General features: G+C 66.1%; 16 protein-coding genes (1 of these 16 cut by a window edge). 3 read left to right on the top strand and 13 right to left on the bottom strand.

The window, feature by feature from the left end; all coding sequences use genetic code 11:
• Positions 1-12: 12 nt before the first annotated feature.
• A complete protein-coding gene (locus GCU53_RS11885) occupies positions 13-366 on the bottom strand; it encodes an NADH:ubiquinone oxidoreductase (RefSeq protein ID WP_152387798.1) in 354 nt (117 codons plus the stop codon).
• A 109-nt stretch (positions 367-475) separates the two neighbouring features.
• Here GCU53_RS11885 and GCU53_RS11880 point away from each other — a divergent pair, with 109 nt between their 5' ends.
• A complete protein-coding gene (locus GCU53_RS11880; RefSeq protein WP_152387797.1) occupies positions 476-1450 on the top strand; it encodes a CobW family GTP-binding protein in 975 nt (324 codons plus the stop codon).
• A 71-nt stretch (positions 1451-1521) separates the two neighbouring features.
• Positions 1522-2403, top strand: a complete 882-nt coding sequence (locus tag GCU53_RS11875) for an alpha/beta fold hydrolase (RefSeq protein ID WP_152387796.1) — start codon at positions 1522-1524, stop codon at positions 2401-2403.
• Between the two features lie 43 nt (positions 2404-2446).
• Here GCU53_RS11875 and GCU53_RS11870 read toward each other — a convergent pair whose 3' ends face one another.
• The 12 genes from GCU53_RS11870 to GCU53_RS11815 all read right to left on the bottom strand — a co-directional run bounded on the left by GCU53_RS11870 (position 2447) and on the right by GCU53_RS11815 (position 14128).
• Positions 2447-2854 carry a DUF3301 domain-containing protein gene (locus GCU53_RS11870; RefSeq protein WP_152387795.1) on the bottom strand — a complete coding sequence of 136 codons (408 nt, stop codon included), beginning with the start codon at positions 2852-2854 and terminating at the stop codon, positions 2447-2449.
• 79 nt (positions 2855-2933) lie between these two features.
• The gene (locus tag GCU53_RS11865) at positions 2934-3419 is read right to left on the bottom strand and encodes an acyl-CoA thioesterase (RefSeq protein WP_152387794.1); all 486 of its coding nucleotides are present in this window, start codon (positions 3417-3419) and stop codon (positions 2934-2936) included.
• A 147-nt stretch (positions 3420-3566) separates the two neighbouring features.
• A complete protein-coding gene (locus GCU53_RS11860; RefSeq protein WP_152387793.1) occupies positions 3567-4580 on the bottom strand; it encodes a DUF5924 family protein in 1014 nt (337 codons plus the stop codon).
• A 96-nt stretch (positions 4581-4676) separates the two neighbouring features.
• The gene (locus tag GCU53_RS11855) at positions 4677-6392 is read right to left on the bottom strand and encodes a Na/Pi cotransporter family protein (protein WP_152387792.1); all 1716 of its coding nucleotides are present in this window, start codon (positions 6390-6392) and stop codon (positions 4677-4679) included.
• Between the two features lie 177 nt (positions 6393-6569).
• Complete coding sequence (locus GCU53_RS11850) at positions 6570-7472, bottom strand: AEC family transporter (RefSeq protein WP_152389875.1); 903 nt, start codon at positions 7470-7472, stop codon at positions 6570-6572.
• 176 nt (positions 7473-7648) lie between these two features.
• Complete coding sequence (locus GCU53_RS11845) at positions 7649-8074, bottom strand: OsmC family protein (protein WP_152387791.1); 426 nt, start codon at positions 8072-8074, stop codon at positions 7649-7651.
• 31 nt (positions 8075-8105) lie between these two features.
• Positions 8106-10100 (bottom strand): DUF7844 domain-containing protein, encoded by a 1995-nt coding sequence (locus tag GCU53_RS11840; RefSeq protein ID WP_152387790.1) that lies wholly within the window; start codon positions 10098-10100, stop codon positions 8106-8108.
• Complete coding sequence (locus tag GCU53_RS11835; protein WP_152387789.1) at positions 10097-10411, bottom strand: DUF2388 domain-containing protein; 315 nt, start codon at positions 10409-10411, stop codon at positions 10097-10099. Before GCU53_RS11835 ends, GCU53_RS11840 begins: the two co-directional genes overlap by 4 nt.
• Positions 10412-10658: 247 nt before the next feature.
• A complete protein-coding gene (locus GCU53_RS11830) occupies positions 10659-10967 on the bottom strand; it encodes a DUF2388 domain-containing protein (protein ID WP_152387788.1) in 309 nt (102 codons plus the stop codon).
• Positions 10968-11202: 235 nt separating this feature from the next.
• Positions 11203-12636, bottom strand: a complete 1434-nt coding sequence (locus GCU53_RS11825; RefSeq protein ID WP_152387787.1) for an NAD(P)(+) transhydrogenase (Re/Si-specific) subunit beta — start codon at positions 12634-12636, stop codon at positions 11203-11205.
• Positions 12637-12945: an NAD(P) transhydrogenase subunit alpha part 2 gene (locus GCU53_RS11820; RefSeq protein ID WP_039800922.1), complete on the bottom strand. Its 309-nt coding sequence runs from the start codon at positions 12943-12945 to the stop codon at positions 12637-12639.
• A 10-nt stretch (positions 12946-12955) separates the two neighbouring features.
• The gene (locus tag GCU53_RS11815) at positions 12956-14128 is read right to left on the bottom strand and encodes a Re/Si-specific NAD(P)(+) transhydrogenase subunit alpha (RefSeq protein ID WP_152389874.1); all 1173 of its coding nucleotides are present in this window, start codon (positions 14126-14128) and stop codon (positions 12956-12958) included.
• Between the two features lie 337 nt (positions 14129-14465).
• On the opposite strand from GCU53_RS11815, the gene GCU53_RS11810 reads away from it, so the two are divergent.
• Positions 14466-15630 carry the 5' portion of a CaiB/BaiF CoA transferase family protein gene (locus GCU53_RS11810; RefSeq protein WP_152387786.1) on the top strand. Its footprint extends 56 nt past the window's final position, so 1165 of the gene's 1221 nt are visible here — the first part of the coding sequence; its start codon is at positions 14466-14468; the stop codon falls past the right edge of the window.

Raw genomic sequence — 15630 nt, 5'->3', positions numbered from 1 at the left:
GAGAGGGTGCGCTCAGGGCGCGATCCAGCGACCGTCGCTGCGAGTTTCGCAGGAGGGCTTGAGATAACGGGCATCGCCGGCCACCCCGTAGTAGTGGATATCCTGCCGGTAAGGAGTGCCTTCGACCTTGGCTTCGCGGCAGATGCCGAAGCTGCCCTCGGGGCAATGCTCGACGAAGCACACCTCGACCTGCTGACCGGCCAGTTGCGGCTGGCAGAAGCCTTCGCGGAACAGCTTGGCCGGAATGCTGCGGTTCTCCTGGCAGATCCGCACTTCGACCCGCTCGCTGCGGCTATGCACCATGCAGGCATCGGCCAGGGCCTGGCCGGACAGGGTGAGCGACAGGAACAGCAGGAGTAGGCGCATGGAGAATTCCTCCGGAATGAGCGCGCGACTCTAGCACGCCGCAGTTGCCATCGGGCCGCACTGCCGCGACGGGCTTCCCGCACCGTGCAAAAAGCTCCACCATGCACGAATGCTGAAGAATATTCCCACCCACCTGATTGCCGGCCCCCTCGGCGCAGGCAAGACCAGCCTGATCCGCCAGCTGCTGGCACAGAAGCCGGTTGCCGAGCGCTGGGCAGTGCTGATCAACGAATTCGGTCGGATCGGCCTGGATACCGCTCTGCTGGATACCGGCGCGGACGGCATCGCTTTCGCCGAAGTCGCCGGCGGCTGCCTTTGTTGCGTCAACGGTGCGCCCTTCCAGGTCGGTCTGGCACGCCTGCTGCGCAAGGCCCGGCCCGACCGTCTGCTGATCGAGCCCTCCGGGCTCGGTCATCCGGCCGAGCTGTGGCGCCAGCTCGGCGCTCCGCCCTGGGCTGGCGTGCTGGCGCTGCAGCCGGTCGTGCTGGTGTTGGACGCTGCCGCCCTGGCTGGTGGCCAGGCGCTGCCGCCGAGTCAGGCGGAGGCGCTGGCCATGGCCGGGCTGCTGGTCATGAACAAGGCGGAATCGCTGGGCGGATCGGCCCGTGTGCAATTGGCGGAGCGACTGCCGCCGCGTCCGCTGTACTGGACCTGCCAGGGGGCTCTGCCGCTGGCGCTGTTGCCGGGGGTGGGCGCGCACGCCAGGCCGGGCGACGGATCGTCGGGCACCGAATTGCCGGCTGCGGCACCGGCACCGGGAGAGGTCTGGCTGGATCCGGAGCGCCCGGTCTGCGCCAGTCAGGCCCGGGCCGAAGGCTGGAGCATCGGCTGGCGCTGGCATGCCAGTCAACGTTTCGAACTGTCGCGCATCCAGTGCTGGCTGTCCGGCCTGCCCTGGCGGCGCGCCAAGCTGATTCTGCACGCCGAGACGGGCTGGTGGTCCGGCAATGCGCTGGGCAGCGAGCCGATCCGCTGGCAGCCCAGCGAGTGGCGTCGGGATTCGCGGCTCGAGCTGATTTTTGCCGAGGTTCAGGACGAGGTCGCGCTCAAGGCCGGGATGGAGGCCTGTCGTTTGCCCGGCTGAGCTGTCCGGCCAATGGCGCGCGGCCGCGCCTCGAGACAGATGATTACGCTGGTCATCCATGGAGGGTGCGCATGATCCTGTATCCCTGGTCCCACACCACCTCGGCCGGCTTTACCCTGCGTGGCTGGCACAGTGCGCCGACTGGCAGGCCGCTGCTGCACTTCCTGCATGGCAACGGTTTCTGCGGCAGGGCCTACGAGCCGCTGCTGCGCCTGCTGGCCGCGGACTTCGACCTCTGGCTCTGCGATGTCCAGGGGCATGGCGACAGCGATCACGGTGGCCTTTTCCTGGGCTGGAACCGTACCGCCGAGCTGGCCCTGGAAGCATTCCAGGCCGGCCGCGGGCGCTTCGGTGGCGTGCCACGCCACGCCTGCGGGCACAGCTTCGGCGGGGTTCTGAGCTGCCTGATTCTGGCTGGCGAGCCGACCCTGTTCCAGCGCGCGGTGCTGCTCGACCCGGTGCTGTTCGGGCGGGCGATGATCGGTGTGCTGGGGATTTCCGAATTCTTCGGGCTACAGCGTTTCAATACCTTGGCGCGCCAGGCGGCCGGGCGCCGCCGGCACTGGCCGGATCGCGCCACCGCCTATGCCTGCCTGCATGGGCGCGGCGTATTCAGGGGCTGGAGCGATGCGGCGCTGCATGCCTATGTGCAGCACGCTCTGAAGGCGGCGGCAGATGGCGGCATCGAGCTGAAATGTCGGCCCAGCCGGGAGGTCGAGATCTTCAACTCCTGCCCCCGCCGGCTCTGGTCGGCGCTGGCCGGAGTGCGCACGCCGACCCTGCTGCTCAACGGCCGGCACAGTTTTTCCTTCGTCGCCCGCTCGGCGGCACGCTGGTGCGCCATGAATTCCCGGATTACGGTCCATACGCTGCCTGGCGGGCACTGTTTCATGCAGGAGCGGCCCGAGGAGAGTGCCGAGCGGGTAGCCGGATTTCTGCTACGGCGGGGGTGAGAGGCGAGAGCCGCGGCTTGGCGTTCGGGTGTCGTGCAGGCGTTCAGTGATGGTGTTGCTTGTGCGGGGGGTGCTTGCGGCGCCACTGATCGAACTGGATCACCTCGGCGGACTGGCGAGAGGAATGTGGCGGTGCGGGAAAGGGATGGGCGCCCAATTCGATGCGGGCGACATGCCGGCCGAACATGACGATGCTGCCGTTATAGCGTTGTTCGCCGGTGACGGTGAATTCGAAATCGTAGATGCGGGCCATGCGCTGGCGACCACGGGCATCAGGGTGCGGGCCGAAACTGCGTAGGGCGACGTTGTCGTCGAGCAGTTCGACGCCCGTCTTCGCGCAGTGCTGCCTGACTGCGGCCAGGGCCCGCTCACGCAGACCATGGGTATGCCACAGCCAGGCACCAATGCCGGCCAGCAGCAACAGAATGGACAGGTTGGCGAGAGTCAGCATGATTGTTGTTGTTCTACCTGTGACGTCGAGCCCAGCTTAGTTGATCCGTCGGTCGACGCCTGTGCATTCGTCGTCTGGATCAGGAGGCCTTGTTCTTGATCTGCCTGTAGCGTGTTTCCAGTTCCTGGCGCAGTTCGCGGCGCCGCTTGGCCTGTTCGTAGCGGCGAATTTCCTGTTCCGTGGTGGGCTGCAGCGGCGGTACCTGGGTGGGCTTGCGATTCTCGTCGAGGGCCACCATGGTGAAGAAGCAGCTGTTGGTGTGGCGTACGGTGCGCTCGCGGATGTTCTCGGTGACGACCCGAATGCCGATCTCCATGGATGTACTGCCAGTATAGTTGACCGAGGCGAGGAAGGTCACCAGCTCGCCGACGTGGACCGGCTGGCGGAAGGTCACCTGGTCCACCGAGAGGGTCACTGCATAGCAGCCGGCATAGCGGCTGGCACAGGCGTAGGCGACTTCGTCGAGCAGTTTGAGCAGCGTGCCGCCATGTACGTTGCCGGAAAAGTTGGCCATGTCCGGCGTCATCAGCACGGTCATGGTCAGCTGGGCATTACCATATTCCATCAGTGGCCTCCTAGTAGCCTAATGTTGGGTGAGACGTAATGCCGCAACGATAACCGAATTGAGCGGATTTGCCTGCAGCTAATTGCCATGCACCGGTAAAATATACTGCCAGACCGTCTGGGACGAGTGCTCCAGATAGCCATCAATCTATTCGACGACCCGAAAGCGCAGCACGCCGATCAACTGGCCGGCTTCTGTCTGCACGCGGACTTCCCAGCGGCCGAGGGCATCTGCGGGGAAGCGCCGCTTGTGACTCCAGGCACGGTAGCCTTCCTGGCGGCCGCCGCGGATCTCCAGGGGGATGCGGTCCACCTCCCGGCCGGCACGCCGCCAGACGTGATAGATGCGCTCGTTCAGGCCGCGCGGGGCGTGGATCGCAGTGTAGGCATAGAGACCTTGGGCCTGCAGCCGCGCGAGTTCGATGCGCTTGAGGCTGGTGCCGGGCTTGCGGTTGCGTCCGTCGATTTCTTGGGTCACCGCCACCGCGTTCAGCCACAGGGTGGCCGGCGGTACCCAAGTGCGGGCCCACCAGCCGGCACCGCCGAGGGCGGTGAGCAGGCCGATCAGGAGCAGCCGGCGCCGCCAGCTCTGCCCGTTCAAGGCTCCGAGCAGGCTGGGGAAAGCCAGCAGCACCGCGCTGGCCAGGGCCAGCCGGTAGCTCTGCGGCGTCGCCAGCTGGTAGATCAGCGGCAGGGTGGTGAGCAGCACAGCGAACAGGGTCAGGCAGTGGAAGGCCATGAATGCCCAGCGCTTCGGCGCCAGCCAGCGGTAGTACAGCGGGTCGATGATCGATACCAGTGCGGCCAGGCCGAGCAGGCCGGTGAAGGCTGCCTGGCCGCTGTTCCAGGTGGTGGTGGTGAAGAAGAAGGGCAGGACGAAGAACAGGCTTTCCTGATGGACCATCTGCGTCGCGTAGCGCAGCAGCGGCGGAGGCAGCTTCAGCCCGAACCAGCGACTCAGGCGGCGGTTCAGCAGGTTTTCCAGCAGCAGCCAGGCCCAGCTCACCAGCATCACCACGGCGATGAGGCTGGCCAGATTTTCCTTGCGCTCGACCAGGAGGAAGCTGGCGAGGCCGGACACGAAGCCGAACAGGGCGAGCAGGCGGGGATGGCGGCTGGTCAGGGCGATCAATTGCTGGAGGCGGTTTTGCCAGGACTGCATGACGACATCATCGGAACGCGGAAGGCGGATTCTAGCGGCAAGGCACGCATGCGCACGGGCTTTGCCGCACCTGCCGGGGGCCGGCCCGCTCCGCGTTCAGCCGGCTGAGCCTCCCGCTGTCCGGCCGGGCGGCCTGTTCGCCGCGTCATCGGCCAGCAGGCAATGCAGCTCGCCATCCTGCCGGTCGTGTTCGGACTTCTCGTTCGGCCGGTCGGCATTCTGGGCCTCGGCCTCCAGCACCACATAGGCGCTGCAGCAGAACAGCGAGTTGAGGCGCTTCATGTCCTCCAGCAGCTCCAGATGGGCCGAGCCGACTTCGGGGCTGTGCAGGATCTGGCGATGCAGGCGGTCGACATGAGCGTGCGCCAGGCGCCGCTCGAGGGCGCGGAAGCGGCGCTTCTGGCGCAGCAGCTGGCGTGCGCTGCGCGGGTCGCCGGAAAGGAACACGCTCAGTCCCAGGCGCAGGTTGGCCAGCAGTTCGGCATGCAGCTCCGCCAGCTCCTCGAGATCGGGGCGAGTGATGCTGCGCCGCTCGGCCCTGCGCTGCATCTTGGCGAGGATGTAGCCGGCCTGCCGCAGGTTGACCGCCAGTTCGATGATTTCCGCCCAACGGCGGTCTTCCGCCTCGTCCAGCGCCTGCCGCGGCAGCTTGGCCAGATACAGCTTCACCGCTCCGTAGAGCTTGTCCAGCTCGTCCTCGAGCCGGCGGAGCTCATGGCCCGCCTCGGCCCGGTGCTCCAGCAGCACGTCCTGCAGATGGCCGAGCATCTGCTCGACCAGATCGCCGATGCGCAGGGTCTCGCGCACCGCGTTGGCAAGCGCCAGGGTCGGTGTGGGCAGGGCATCGGGGTCGAGATAGCGCGGCTGGGCCGTGCTATTCCTTTCCGTCACCCGCTCCGGCAGCAGGCGGGTGCACAGGTGCGCCATCGGCGTGACGCTGGGCAGCAGCAGCAGGCAGCGCAGGCTGTTGTAGGCCAGATGGAAACCGATCACCTGGTCCTGCAGGCTGAGCGGCAGCGTCCGCATCCAGGTCGCCAGCGGATCGAGCAGCGGCAGCACCAGCAGTCCGAGCAGCTTGTACAGCAGGTTGCCGAGGGCGACCCGGCGTCCGGCGGCGGCCAGCAGGCTGCTGTTGAGATAGGCGAGCATGCCGCTGCCGATGTTGGCGCCGATCACCAGGCCGATGGCCAGCGGCAGATCGATCAGCCCGGCACCGGCCAGGGTGGCGGTGAGCAGCACCGTGGCCAGGCTGGAATAGGTGAGCATGGCGAACAGGGCACCGATCACTGCAGCGAGCAGCGGGTCGCCGGTCAGCGAGGCGAACAGCAGGCCCAGTCCCTGGGCATGGGTGATGGGCTCGCTGGCCGCGACGATCAGTTCGAGGGCGAGCATGATCAGGCCGAGGCCGATCGCCACCCGGCCGAGCTGGCCGGCGCGGTTCCGCTTCTGCGACAGGAACAGGCTGACGCCGCACAGCAGCAGCAGCGGCGACAGCCAGGACAGATTCAGGGTCAGCACCCGCGCCATCACGGCCGTGCCGACGTCCGCGCCGAGCATGGCCGCCAGCGCCGGGGCCAGAGCCATCAGCCCCTCGGCGACGAAGGCGCTGGCCAGCATGGCCGTGGCGTTGCTGCTTTGCACCAGAGCGGTGACGCCGATGCCGGTGAGAAAGGCCAGGGGCGTCCGCCGCATGCTGTGGCTGAGCAGCTGGCGCAGTTGCATGCCGTAGACGCGCAGGATGCCGGTACGGACGATATGTGTGCCCCACACGAGCAGGGCGATGGCAGACAGCAGGTGAAGCAGCGTTAGCATGCTGAGGCCCCCCTGAGCAGTTGGGACAATGGGGAGCGCCGGCGTGTTCACCGTCGCGGTGATCATGCCCGGAGCGCTTTTTTGATTCATATCATATTTCTGTCACAAAAGAGCTCCACTTCGCCTAAAAGGGGGGGGCGCTGCCGGCGACGGGGCCACGCTTGGCGCCCGTCCGGATCAGGGTAGCAGTGTCAGCACCAGCGGCAGGCTGGCGGCTGCCAGCAGGGTCTGCAGGGTGATGAGACCGGCCATCAGGTGGCCGTCGCCGCCCAGTTGGCGGGTCAGCACGTAGGCGGTGGGGGCGGTGGGCAGGGCGAAGAACAGCACCAGCACGGTGCTTTCCAGGGCCGGCAGGGCGAGCAGGCGGGCCACGGTCCAGGCCAGCAGCGGCATGGCGAGCAGCCGCAGGGCACAGTTCCAGGCGAGGGCCGGCAGCTCGCCGGCGAGCTCTCGCGGCTGCAGGGCAGCGCCGACGCAAAGCAGGCCGAGCGGCAGGCTGGCCGCCGCGAGCAGGGACAGCAGGCGTTCGCTGCCGGCGGGCAGGGGCAATCCCGTCAGATTGATCAGTGCCCCGGCCAGGCAGGCGAGGATCAGCGGGTTCTTCACGATGGGCAGGAGCAGGCCGATATTGAGTCCGCGCTCGGCGGTCAGCGCCCAGACCGACAGCAGGTTCACCGCCGGTACCAGCAGCGCCAGCATCAGCGCAGCGAGGGCCAGACCCGGCGGGCCGAACAGACTGCCGATCGCGGCCAGGCCGAGGTAGGTATTGAAGCGCAGCAGGCCCTGGACGAGGGCGCCGAAGCGCGCAGCAGGCCAGCCGTACAGTAGCCGTCCCAGCAGCAGGGTGCTCCAGGCCAGCGCGAGTCCCAGAAGCACGGCTGCTGCCAGGCGCGGCAGGGCCGGGTTGTCCAGCGGTGCCTTGGCGAGGCTGTGAAACAGCAGGGCGGGGAACAGGACGAAGTAGTTCAGCCGCTCGGCACCGGGCCAGAAGCCTTCACCGAGGAAGTTCCGGCGGCGCAGCAGGTAGCCGCCGACGATCAGCGCGAACAGCGGCCAGAGGGCCAACAGCAGGGCGGGCATGAGCATCCCCAGACTTCCCGAGACCGGTCATCTTGGACAGGGGCCGCCCTGTGAGGCAAGCGCTTGATAGGTACAGGCGAAGCCCTGCTGGGGAATGCTGGAGATACGAGAAAGCGCGGCCTTGCCCACACGTCATCCAAGACGGAGATGCGCTGTGCTCAAGGCCGCCTGCGGCTTCAGCCTTCCAGCGTGGCCTTCAGGTTGATCTGCGCATTCAGCAGCTTGGAGACCGGACAGCCCTCCTTCGCCTTGTTGGCGAGCTCATCGAACTGCTCGGGCGTGGCCCCTGGCACCCGGGCCTTGAGGGTCAGGTCGATGACCGTGATTGCGAAGCCCTCGCCCTGCTTTTCCAGGGTGACGTCGGCCCGGGTCTCCAAGCGCTCCGGGGTCAGGCCCGCATCGCCCAGCATCTTGGACAGCGCCATGGAGAAACAGCCGGCGTGGGCTGCGCCGATCAGCTCCTCGGGGTTGGTACCGGGTTGGTCCTCGAAGCGGGTGTTGAAACCATAGGGTTGCTCCTTGAGCGCGCCGCTCTGGGTGCTGACGCTGCCTTTGCCTTCCTTCAGGTTGCCTTGCCAGACGGCCGATCCTGTCCTTTTCATGAGGTGTCCTCCGTCGAGTGGGGTGTTCTCATCAGAGCGGTGCGGGACGGACAAGTTCGGCGCCGGGCAGTTGCAGGCCCTCGGCAGCCCTGTGCAGCATGCGCAGGTGCTCGCCGAGCTGGCGGAGGTTGGTCTCGACGGCCTGCAGCTCGGCCAGGCGCCGCGGCAGCAGCAGGGCGCGCAACTCCCGGTCGAGGTCGTCGTTGAGCTGGCGCAGGCCCTGCTGGCGAGCGGCACTCTGCTGTTCGAGGCGTGGCCACTCGCCGGCCTGCGGCAGGCCGTAGCCACCGTCGAGCAACTCCGCCGGGCGGCTCAGGAAGCCGCTGTTGGCGAGAATCTTGTCCAGGGTGGCGCCGGCCCGGGCCAACTCGGGGGTGCGGCGATCCTCCTCGCGGCCGCTCAGATAACGCTGCTTGAGCTCTTCCTGGGCGAGCAGCAGCTGACGTCGCATGGCTGCCTGTTCGAGCAGCAGCAGAGCAGCACTGGCGCGCAGATCGGCACGGGCAAGCCAGGGCCGGCGCTCGTCGGCGGGCAGCGCGAGCCAGTCCTCGACGCTTTCCTGGGGCACGCTCAGGCGCTGGCGCAGGATCGCGAACATCGCCTGGTAACGTTCGCGGAAGGAGTCGAAGCGGTAGCCCAGGCGCAGCGCCTCCTGCGGATCGTCCAACCGGCTGCGATCGGCCAGGCCGCGGCCGACCAGCAGGTCGAGCAGGCCGTTGGGCATGATGCTGTCGAGACTCTCCAGCTCTGCGCGGGCCGTGCCGGCGCGCAGCAGCTTGAGGGTCTCCACCGCGCAGTTGTTGGACAGGAACCAGTAGTCGCCGTCATAGCTCCAGTGCTGCTCGGCGGCGCGCTCGAACAGGCTGCGGCGCTCCTCGTCGCTGAGTCTGAGCGGCACCGAGGCCAAACTGCGCAGCTCGACCTTGGTGTACTCGTCGATCACCTGATTGAGTGGCAGGACGAACAGCCGCGAAGGGTAGTTGCCGGTCAGGCCGTCCCAGCTGGAGAGCTGCACATCGCCGACGAAGGCCCGGTAGGAAAGCACCAGATGCTGGTCGAGATCCAGTCGGCAGGCCGGTCCGCGCGGCCGGCCGGGGGCGCAGATCACCAGGCGCAGCATGCTGTGGCCCCAGCGGCTGACCCAGTTGTCGTTGGCCTCGGCGAACAGGTAGTCGACTTCGTAGACCCGCTCGGGATCGAGCTGGCCGAGGGGCTGGCGGGCGAAGTCGCGGCCGGCGTTGAGGTAGGGGTAGGTCGACGGGCACTCGGCGGGCTCTGCAGGTGCCCAGCCGAAGTGCTCCCTGAAGTAGCGGTACAGCGACGGGCGCCGACAGGCGTAGGCGGGATCGAGCAGGAAGTATTCGAGATTCACCGCGACGAATTCGCGCGGGTTGCTCAATTCGTAGAGGTCCGGGCTGCGCGCCACCTGGCCGTTGTCGCGCTCGCGCTCGCCGCGGCGGCCGACGGCCTGTTGCCAGCCGGCCAGATCCAGCAGGCGCGGGTCGTCGGAGAGGGTGAAGCGGCGCTCGGTCTGGCCGCGACAGCGCTCAGCGAGACCGACCGGGCCGAGGCTGCCGGCCTGCTGGCGACAGCGCTGCAGCAGCACCCGATGTTCCGCCGGCCAGGCGCGGCTGCGGTCGTAGAGGTGGGTCAGCTCATGCAGCACGGTGGCCAGCAGTTCGCGGCGCACCGTGCCATGGGGGCGACCGGTCCTGGCGCTGGCCGCCGTGCCGTCGGCCAGTCCCGGCAGCAGGCGGGCGTTGAGTTCGAGGCGATCGGGACGGCTGGCCCGGCCGTAGCCGTTTTCCGGCAGGTGCCGGCTCCAGCGCACCTCCACGGTGCGATCCAGCTGGCTGCGCAGGCGGGGCGGCAGGAGGGCCCGGGCTTCGTCGAGCAGGGTCTGGCTGGCCTGGCGTTGGGCCGCGCTCAGGCCGTCGGTATGCAGGGCGAGGCGCAGCTCGGCATGCAGGCTGGTGCTGGCCAGCAGCAGGGCTGCAGCGAGCAGCCCGGCGCCGTGTCTGGTCACCGGGCGAGGATGGCTTCGGCCAGGGCCTGGTCGCTGACTTCGCGGGCTTCCGGCAGGCGCTCGCGAATCGCGCCGAGAGCGGCTTCCAGTTGCGCGCCGCGGATCGCGCCGGCGCTGGCGACAAAACTGGCGGCATCGTCGCGAGCATCGAGCACCACCTTCATGTCACGGATCGAGGTGGTGGTGTCGGAAGTGAAATCGATGGAGCGATCGAGGGCGCGCACGACGATGTTGCTGGTGGCCTTCAGGGTCTGGGCCTGAGTGGCGGCGCTGAGCAGCAGCAGGGTGATGGCGAGCAGGGAATGACGCATGACGGATATCTCGGTTACGGCTGGAAGCGTTTCGACGGGCTGGACGTTCAGGGCGATGTCAGCGGCCGGGTACATGCCTGGGCGACAGCCGGTAGTCGGGAGCGAGAAAGTAACGGAATCGATCCGGCCGGACCAGTATCTTGGGACAGGTGGAGAGACGAGTGCGACCTCTGCAGGCAGACTCGGGCGCAGGCTGGAGCGTGCCGCCATCCTGCACAGGCAGCGGCGGGAGGCTTCGGGCGCCGGCTCAGAGGGCGAGGATGGCCTGCGCCAGTTGCATGTCGCTGGCGTTCAGCTGCGGCAGCTGGCTACGGATATGCGCGAGTGCTGCTTCCAGGCGCGCACCACGAATGGCGCCGTCGCTGGCTACGAAGCTGGCGGCATCGGCATGGGCGGCACGGACGATCTTGTCGTCCCTGAAGGGCGAGGACGTGACGTCGGTAGTGGCATCCAGGGCGTCGACAGTGGTGTCGGTGGTGACCACAAAGCTGGTGGCTGGGGCGCTGGTGGCTGCGAGCAGCAGTACGGCTGCGCCGAACAGGTGCAAACGAGACATGGGCAACTCCTTCCAACCTGGCAGGTGATGGGGGCATGCAGAGCTCGGATCGTGAGAGCTCCTTCGCTGGTCGGCGCAGTTTAGTTCAAGCCCTGCGGTGCCGGCCAGGCCGGCAGCGCCGTCCGTCCGGAACCGTTCGAGTTTTCATGCATCGTTAAAGGCAAACGCCCCGAACAGGCCGGGGCGTTTGCCGGTCCGCGCTTGCGGACCGGTCGGAGGGGAAGGTGTGGATGCTTCAGGCCACGGCCTTGACCATGTCCTCGAGCACCTTCTTGGCGTCGCCGAAGACCATCATGGTCTTGTCCAGGTAGAACAGCTCGTTGTCGAGCCCCGCATAGCCGCTGGCCATGGAGCGCTTGTTGACGATGATGGTCTTGGCCTTGAAGGCCTCCAGGATCGGCATGCCGGCGATCGGCGACTTGGGATCGTTCTTCGCCGCCGGGTTGACCACGTCGTTGGCGCCCAGCACCAGCACCACGTCGGTCTGGCCGAATTCGGAGTTGATGTCCTCCATCTCGTAGACCTGCTCGTAGGGCAGCTCGGCCTCGGCCAGCAGCACGTTCATGTGCCCGGGCATGCGACCGGCGACCGGGTGGATGGCGAACTTCACGTCGACGCCGTGCTCGGTGAGCTTTTCCGCCAGCTCCTTCAGCGCATGCTGGGCGCGGGCCACCGCCAGGCCATAGCCGGGGACGATGATCACACTATCGGCATTGGACAGCAGGAAGGTCGCATCGTCCGCCGAGCCGGACTTGACGCTGCGCTGCTCCTGGACGGTTTCGCCGCCGGCGCTGGCATCGGCACCGAAGCCGCCGAGCAGCACGTTGACGAACGACCGGTTCATGGCCTTGCACATGATGTAGGAGAGGATCGCGCCACTCGAGCCGACCAGCGAACCTGCGACGATCAGCATCGAGTTGTTCAGCGAGAAGCCGATGCCGGCCGCGGCCCAGCCCGAGTAGCTGTTGAGCATCGACACCACGACCGGCATGTCGGCGCCGCCGATGGGAATGATCAGCAGCACGCCGATGGCGAAGGACAGCAGCAACAGCAGGGTGAAGGCGCTGGTACTGCCATTGAAGGTGAAGGCCAGGCCGAGGGCGAGAATGAGCAGACCAACCAGCAGGTTGATCAGGTGCTGGCCCTGGAAGCGCACCGGTGCGCCCTGGAACAGACGGAACTTGTACTTGCCCGACAGCTTGCCGAAGGCGATCACCGAGCCGGAGAAGGTAATGGCACCGATCGCCGCGCCGAGGAACAGCTCCAGGCGGTTGCCAGCCGGGATCGGCGCATCCATGGTCTGCACGATACCCAGCGACTGCGGCTCCACTACGGCGGCAATGGCGATAAATACTGCGGCCAGACCGATCATGCTGTGCATGAAGGCGACCAGCTCGGGCATCTTGGTCATCTCGACGCGCTTGGCCATCAGGGTGCCAACGCCACCACCGAGCAACAGGCCGAGGATGATGAAGGCAATGCCGCTGCCCGCGACTTCGGCATTCAGCTTGAACACCAGGGCCAGCGTGGTGAGCACGGCAATGGCCATGCCGACCATGCCGAACAGGTTGCCGCGCTGCGAGCTGGTCGGATGCGAGAGCCCCTTCAGCGCCTGGATGAAGCACACCGAGGCAATCAGGTAAAGGAGGGTGATCTGGTTCATGCTCATTTATTTGGCCTCCGCCTTCGCCGCTTTTTTCTTGAACATTTCCAGCATGCGCCGGGTGACTAGGAAGCCGCCGAACACGTTGACGGCGGCCAGGGCCACGGCGAGGGTGCCCATCAGCTTGCCCAGGCCGGTTTCGGTGAGTGCGGCAGCGAGCATGGCGCCGACGATGACGATCGCGGATATGGCGTTGGTTACCGCCATCAGCGGAGTGTGCAGGGCGGGTGTGACGTTCCACACCACGTGGTAGCCGACGTAGATCGCCAGTACAAAAATGATCAGGTTGTAAAGCCCGTCGGAAATCAGGTCCATGTTCTTATCCTTATGCCTTTTCTTTCGTTGCCTGCGCTGCGGAGGCCGACGGGCTGGAGGTTCCGCCGTTGATCCGCGCGACCCGACCGCCTTCACACATCAGGCAGGCCTTGACGATGTCGTCTTCCAGGTCGAGGTGGAAGTGGCCGTCCTTGTCGATCACCAGCTTGAGGAAGTCCAGCAGGTTGCGCGCGTAAAGCGCGGAGGCGTCGGCCGGCACCAGGGCCGGCAGGTTGCTGTGGCCGACGATGGTTACGCCGTGACGGACCACCACCTCGTCGGGCACCGTCAGCGGACAGTTGCCGCCCTGTGCGGCGGCGAGATCGACGACCACCGAGCCCGGCTTCATTTCCTGTACGGTGGCTTCGTGCAGCAGGGTCGGCGCCTTGCGCCCGGGAATCAGCGCCGTGGTAATGACGATATCGGCCTGCTTGGCGCGCTCATGCACAGCCTTGGCCTGGCGCTCCATCCAGGATGCCGGCATCGGCCGGGCATAGCCGCCCACACCCTCGGCGCATTGGCGCTCTTCCTCGGTTTCGAAAGCGACATCGACGAACTTGGCACCGAGGGATTCGATCTGCTCCTTCACCGCCGGACGCACGTCGGAGGCCTCGATCACCGCACCCAGACGCTTGGCTGTGGCGATCGCCTGCAGACCGGCGACGCCGGCACCAAGGATCAACACGCGGGCCGCTTTCACGGTGCCGGCGGCAGTCATCAGCATCGGCATGAAGCGCGGGTAGTGGTTGGCTGCGAGGATGACCGCCTTGTAGCCGGCAATGTTGGCCTGCGAGGACAACACGTCGAGGCTTTGCGCCCGTGAGGTGCGCGGCGCTGCCTCCAGGGCGAAGGCGGTGATGCCGCATTCGGCCATGCGTGCGATGTTGTCATCGTCGAATGGGTTGAGCATGCCGATCAGCACTGCGCCGGTCTTCATCTGGGCCAATTCGGCCGAGCTGGGGGCCACGACCTTGAGCACGATGTCGGCACCGAGGGCCGCTGCTGCATCGCCAACCTTCGCACCAGCTGTTTCGAATGCACCATCCGGAAGGCTGGCATTGAGGCCGGCCCCGCTTTGCACGGTGACAGTGTGACCTTGATTGACCAGCTTCTTTACCGTTTCCGGCGTAGCGGCAACCCTTGTCTCCCCGATATGGGTTTCTAGTGGAACGCCAATATGCACGTTTTTCTCCTTGTTTGATTTCGTAACTCTTCCCTGGGCCAAAACTCGAAGAAGTCTTGTTCGGCCACAGCGAAACATTGGTGGCCTAGACCAGAGGCGGGCTGTCGGTGCCAATCCGGGTCGACGGGGCCGGCCTGTCGCTGTCGCTTGGGCTAGCGGATGAATTTGAGGGGGCTGCCTCATTCCGCGTAATGAAATTACCACTCCCTACTTTAGTCTAAAATACCCGCGCTATCAGAGTGGATGGAAGCAAAAAGGTTGCATGCTTCCTCTTGCGGCGAGCAGCGATCCGCTGGGCTAGGCTTTGGCTATCTGCGTTACTTGTTGATGAGTTCCCATGTCCGGCGCGCTCTCCTCGATCCGTGTGCTTGAGCTTTCTAGGGTGCTTGCCGGGCCTTGGGCTGGACAGATTCTGGCCGACCTTGGCGCTGAGGTCATAAAGGTCGAGCGCCCCGGAGTGGGGGACGATACCCGCCACTGGGGGCCGCCCTTTCTCAAAGATGCCCAAGGCAAGGAGACCTCCGAGGCGGCCTACTTCCTCTCGGCCAACCGCAACAAGCGCTCCATCACTGTTGATCTGAGGCGGCCCGAAGGCCAGCGGCTGATCCGCGATTTGGCCTGCCGCTCCGATGTGCTGCTGGAGAACTTCAAGGTAGGCGGATTGGCTGCCTATGGTCTTGACTATGCGTCGCTCAGGTCCATCAATCCGCGATTGGTCTACTGCTCCATCACCGGTTTTGGCCAGACCGGACCCTATGCCGAACGTCCTGGTTACGACTTCATGATCCAGGCCATGGGGGGGCTGATGAGCCTGACCGGGCGTGCGGACGGCGAGGTGGGGGCTGGCCCGCTCAAGGTCGGAGTGGCAGTGACCGACGTTCTTACCGGGCTTTATGCCGCCGTTGCTGTGCTGGCAGCCCTGTATCACTGCAAGCAGAGTGGCATCGGTCAGTACATCGACCTGGCTCTCATGGACGTGCAGGTGGCCTGTCTGGCCAATCAGACGCTGAACTATCTGACTACGGGTCAGCCGCCGCGCCGGCTCGGCAACGCCCATCCGAACATAGTGCCGTATCAGGATTTCCCTACGGCGGATGGAAGCTTCATTCTTACCGTGGGTAACGACGAGCAGTTTCATAGTTTCTGTGAGGTGGCCGGGCATCCAGAGTGGTCCTTGGATGAGCGCTTTGCGAGCAATCAGGCACGCGTTGCTCATCGCGACAAGCTGATTCCGTTGATCCGACAGACCACGGTGTTCCGTACCACCGCCGATTGGCTGGCTGCGCTGGAGACAGTTGGCGTTCCCTGTGGGCCGATCAATGACTTGGCTCAAGTGTTCGCCGACCCACAAATCGTGGCTCGCAGGCTCCAAATGGAACTGCCGCATCCCTTGGCTGGTATGGTGCCGCAGGTGGCCAGTCCAATCCGGTTATCCGGTACACCGGTCTCATATCGACAGGCTCCTCCGTTGCTCGGAGAACACACAGAACAAGTGCTCACTG

This window comes from Azotobacter salinestris (genome assembly GCF_009363155.1).
GTDB classification, from domain to species: domain Bacteria; phylum Pseudomonadota; class Gammaproteobacteria; order Pseudomonadales; family Pseudomonadaceae; genus Azotobacter; species Azotobacter salinestris.
Note: the sequence above shows the minus strand (reverse complement) of the source record. Positions and strands in the feature narration are given on the sequence as shown.

Coding starts and splice junctions, on each gene's coding strand:
- GCU53_RS11865 (WP_152387794.1), bottom strand. CDS start 3,419: ATGGAATATGGTAATGCCCAGCTGACCATGACCGTGCTGATGACGCCG.
- GCU53_RS11820 (WP_039800922.1), bottom strand. CDS start 12,945: ATGGACCTGATTTCCGACGGGCTTTACAACCTGATCATTTTTGTACTG.
- GCU53_RS11875 (WP_152387796.1), top strand. CDS start 1,522: ATGATCCTGTATCCCTGGTCCCACACCACCTCGGCCGGCTTTACCCTG.
- GCU53_RS11855 (WP_152387792.1), bottom strand. CDS start 6,392: ATGCTAACGCTGCTTCACCTGCTGTCTGCCATCGCCCTGCTCGTGTGG.
- GCU53_RS11850 (WP_152389875.1), bottom strand. CDS start 7,472: ATGCCCGCCCTGCTGTTGGCCCTCTGGCCGCTGTTCGCGCTGATCGTC.
- GCU53_RS11845 (WP_152387791.1), bottom strand. CDS start 8,074: ATGAAAAGGACAGGATCGGCCGTCTGGCAAGGCAACCTGAAGGAAGGC.
- GCU53_RS11860 (WP_152387793.1), bottom strand. CDS start 4,580: ATGCAGTCCTGGCAAAACCGCCTCCAGCAATTGATCGCCCTGACCAGC.
- GCU53_RS11885 (WP_152387798.1), bottom strand. CDS start 366: ATGCGCCTACTCCTGCTGTTCCTGTCGCTCACCCTGTCCGGCCAGGCC.
- GCU53_RS11830 (WP_152387788.1), bottom strand. CDS start 10,967: ATGTCTCGTTTGCACCTGTTCGGCGCAGCCGTACTGCTGCTCGCAGCC.
- GCU53_RS11825 (WP_152387787.1), bottom strand. CDS start 12,636: ATGAGCATGAACCAGATCACCCTCCTTTACCTGATTGCCTCGGTGTGC.
- GCU53_RS11835 (WP_152387789.1), bottom strand. CDS start 10,411: ATGCGTCATTCCCTGCTCGCCATCACCCTGCTGCTGCTCAGCGCCGCC.
- GCU53_RS11880 (WP_152387797.1), top strand. CDS start 476: ATGCTGAAGAATATTCCCACCCACCTGATTGCCGGCCCCCTCGGCGCA.
- GCU53_RS11870 (WP_152387795.1), bottom strand. CDS start 2,854: ATGCTGACTCTCGCCAACCTGTCCATTCTGTTGCTGCTGGCCGGCATT.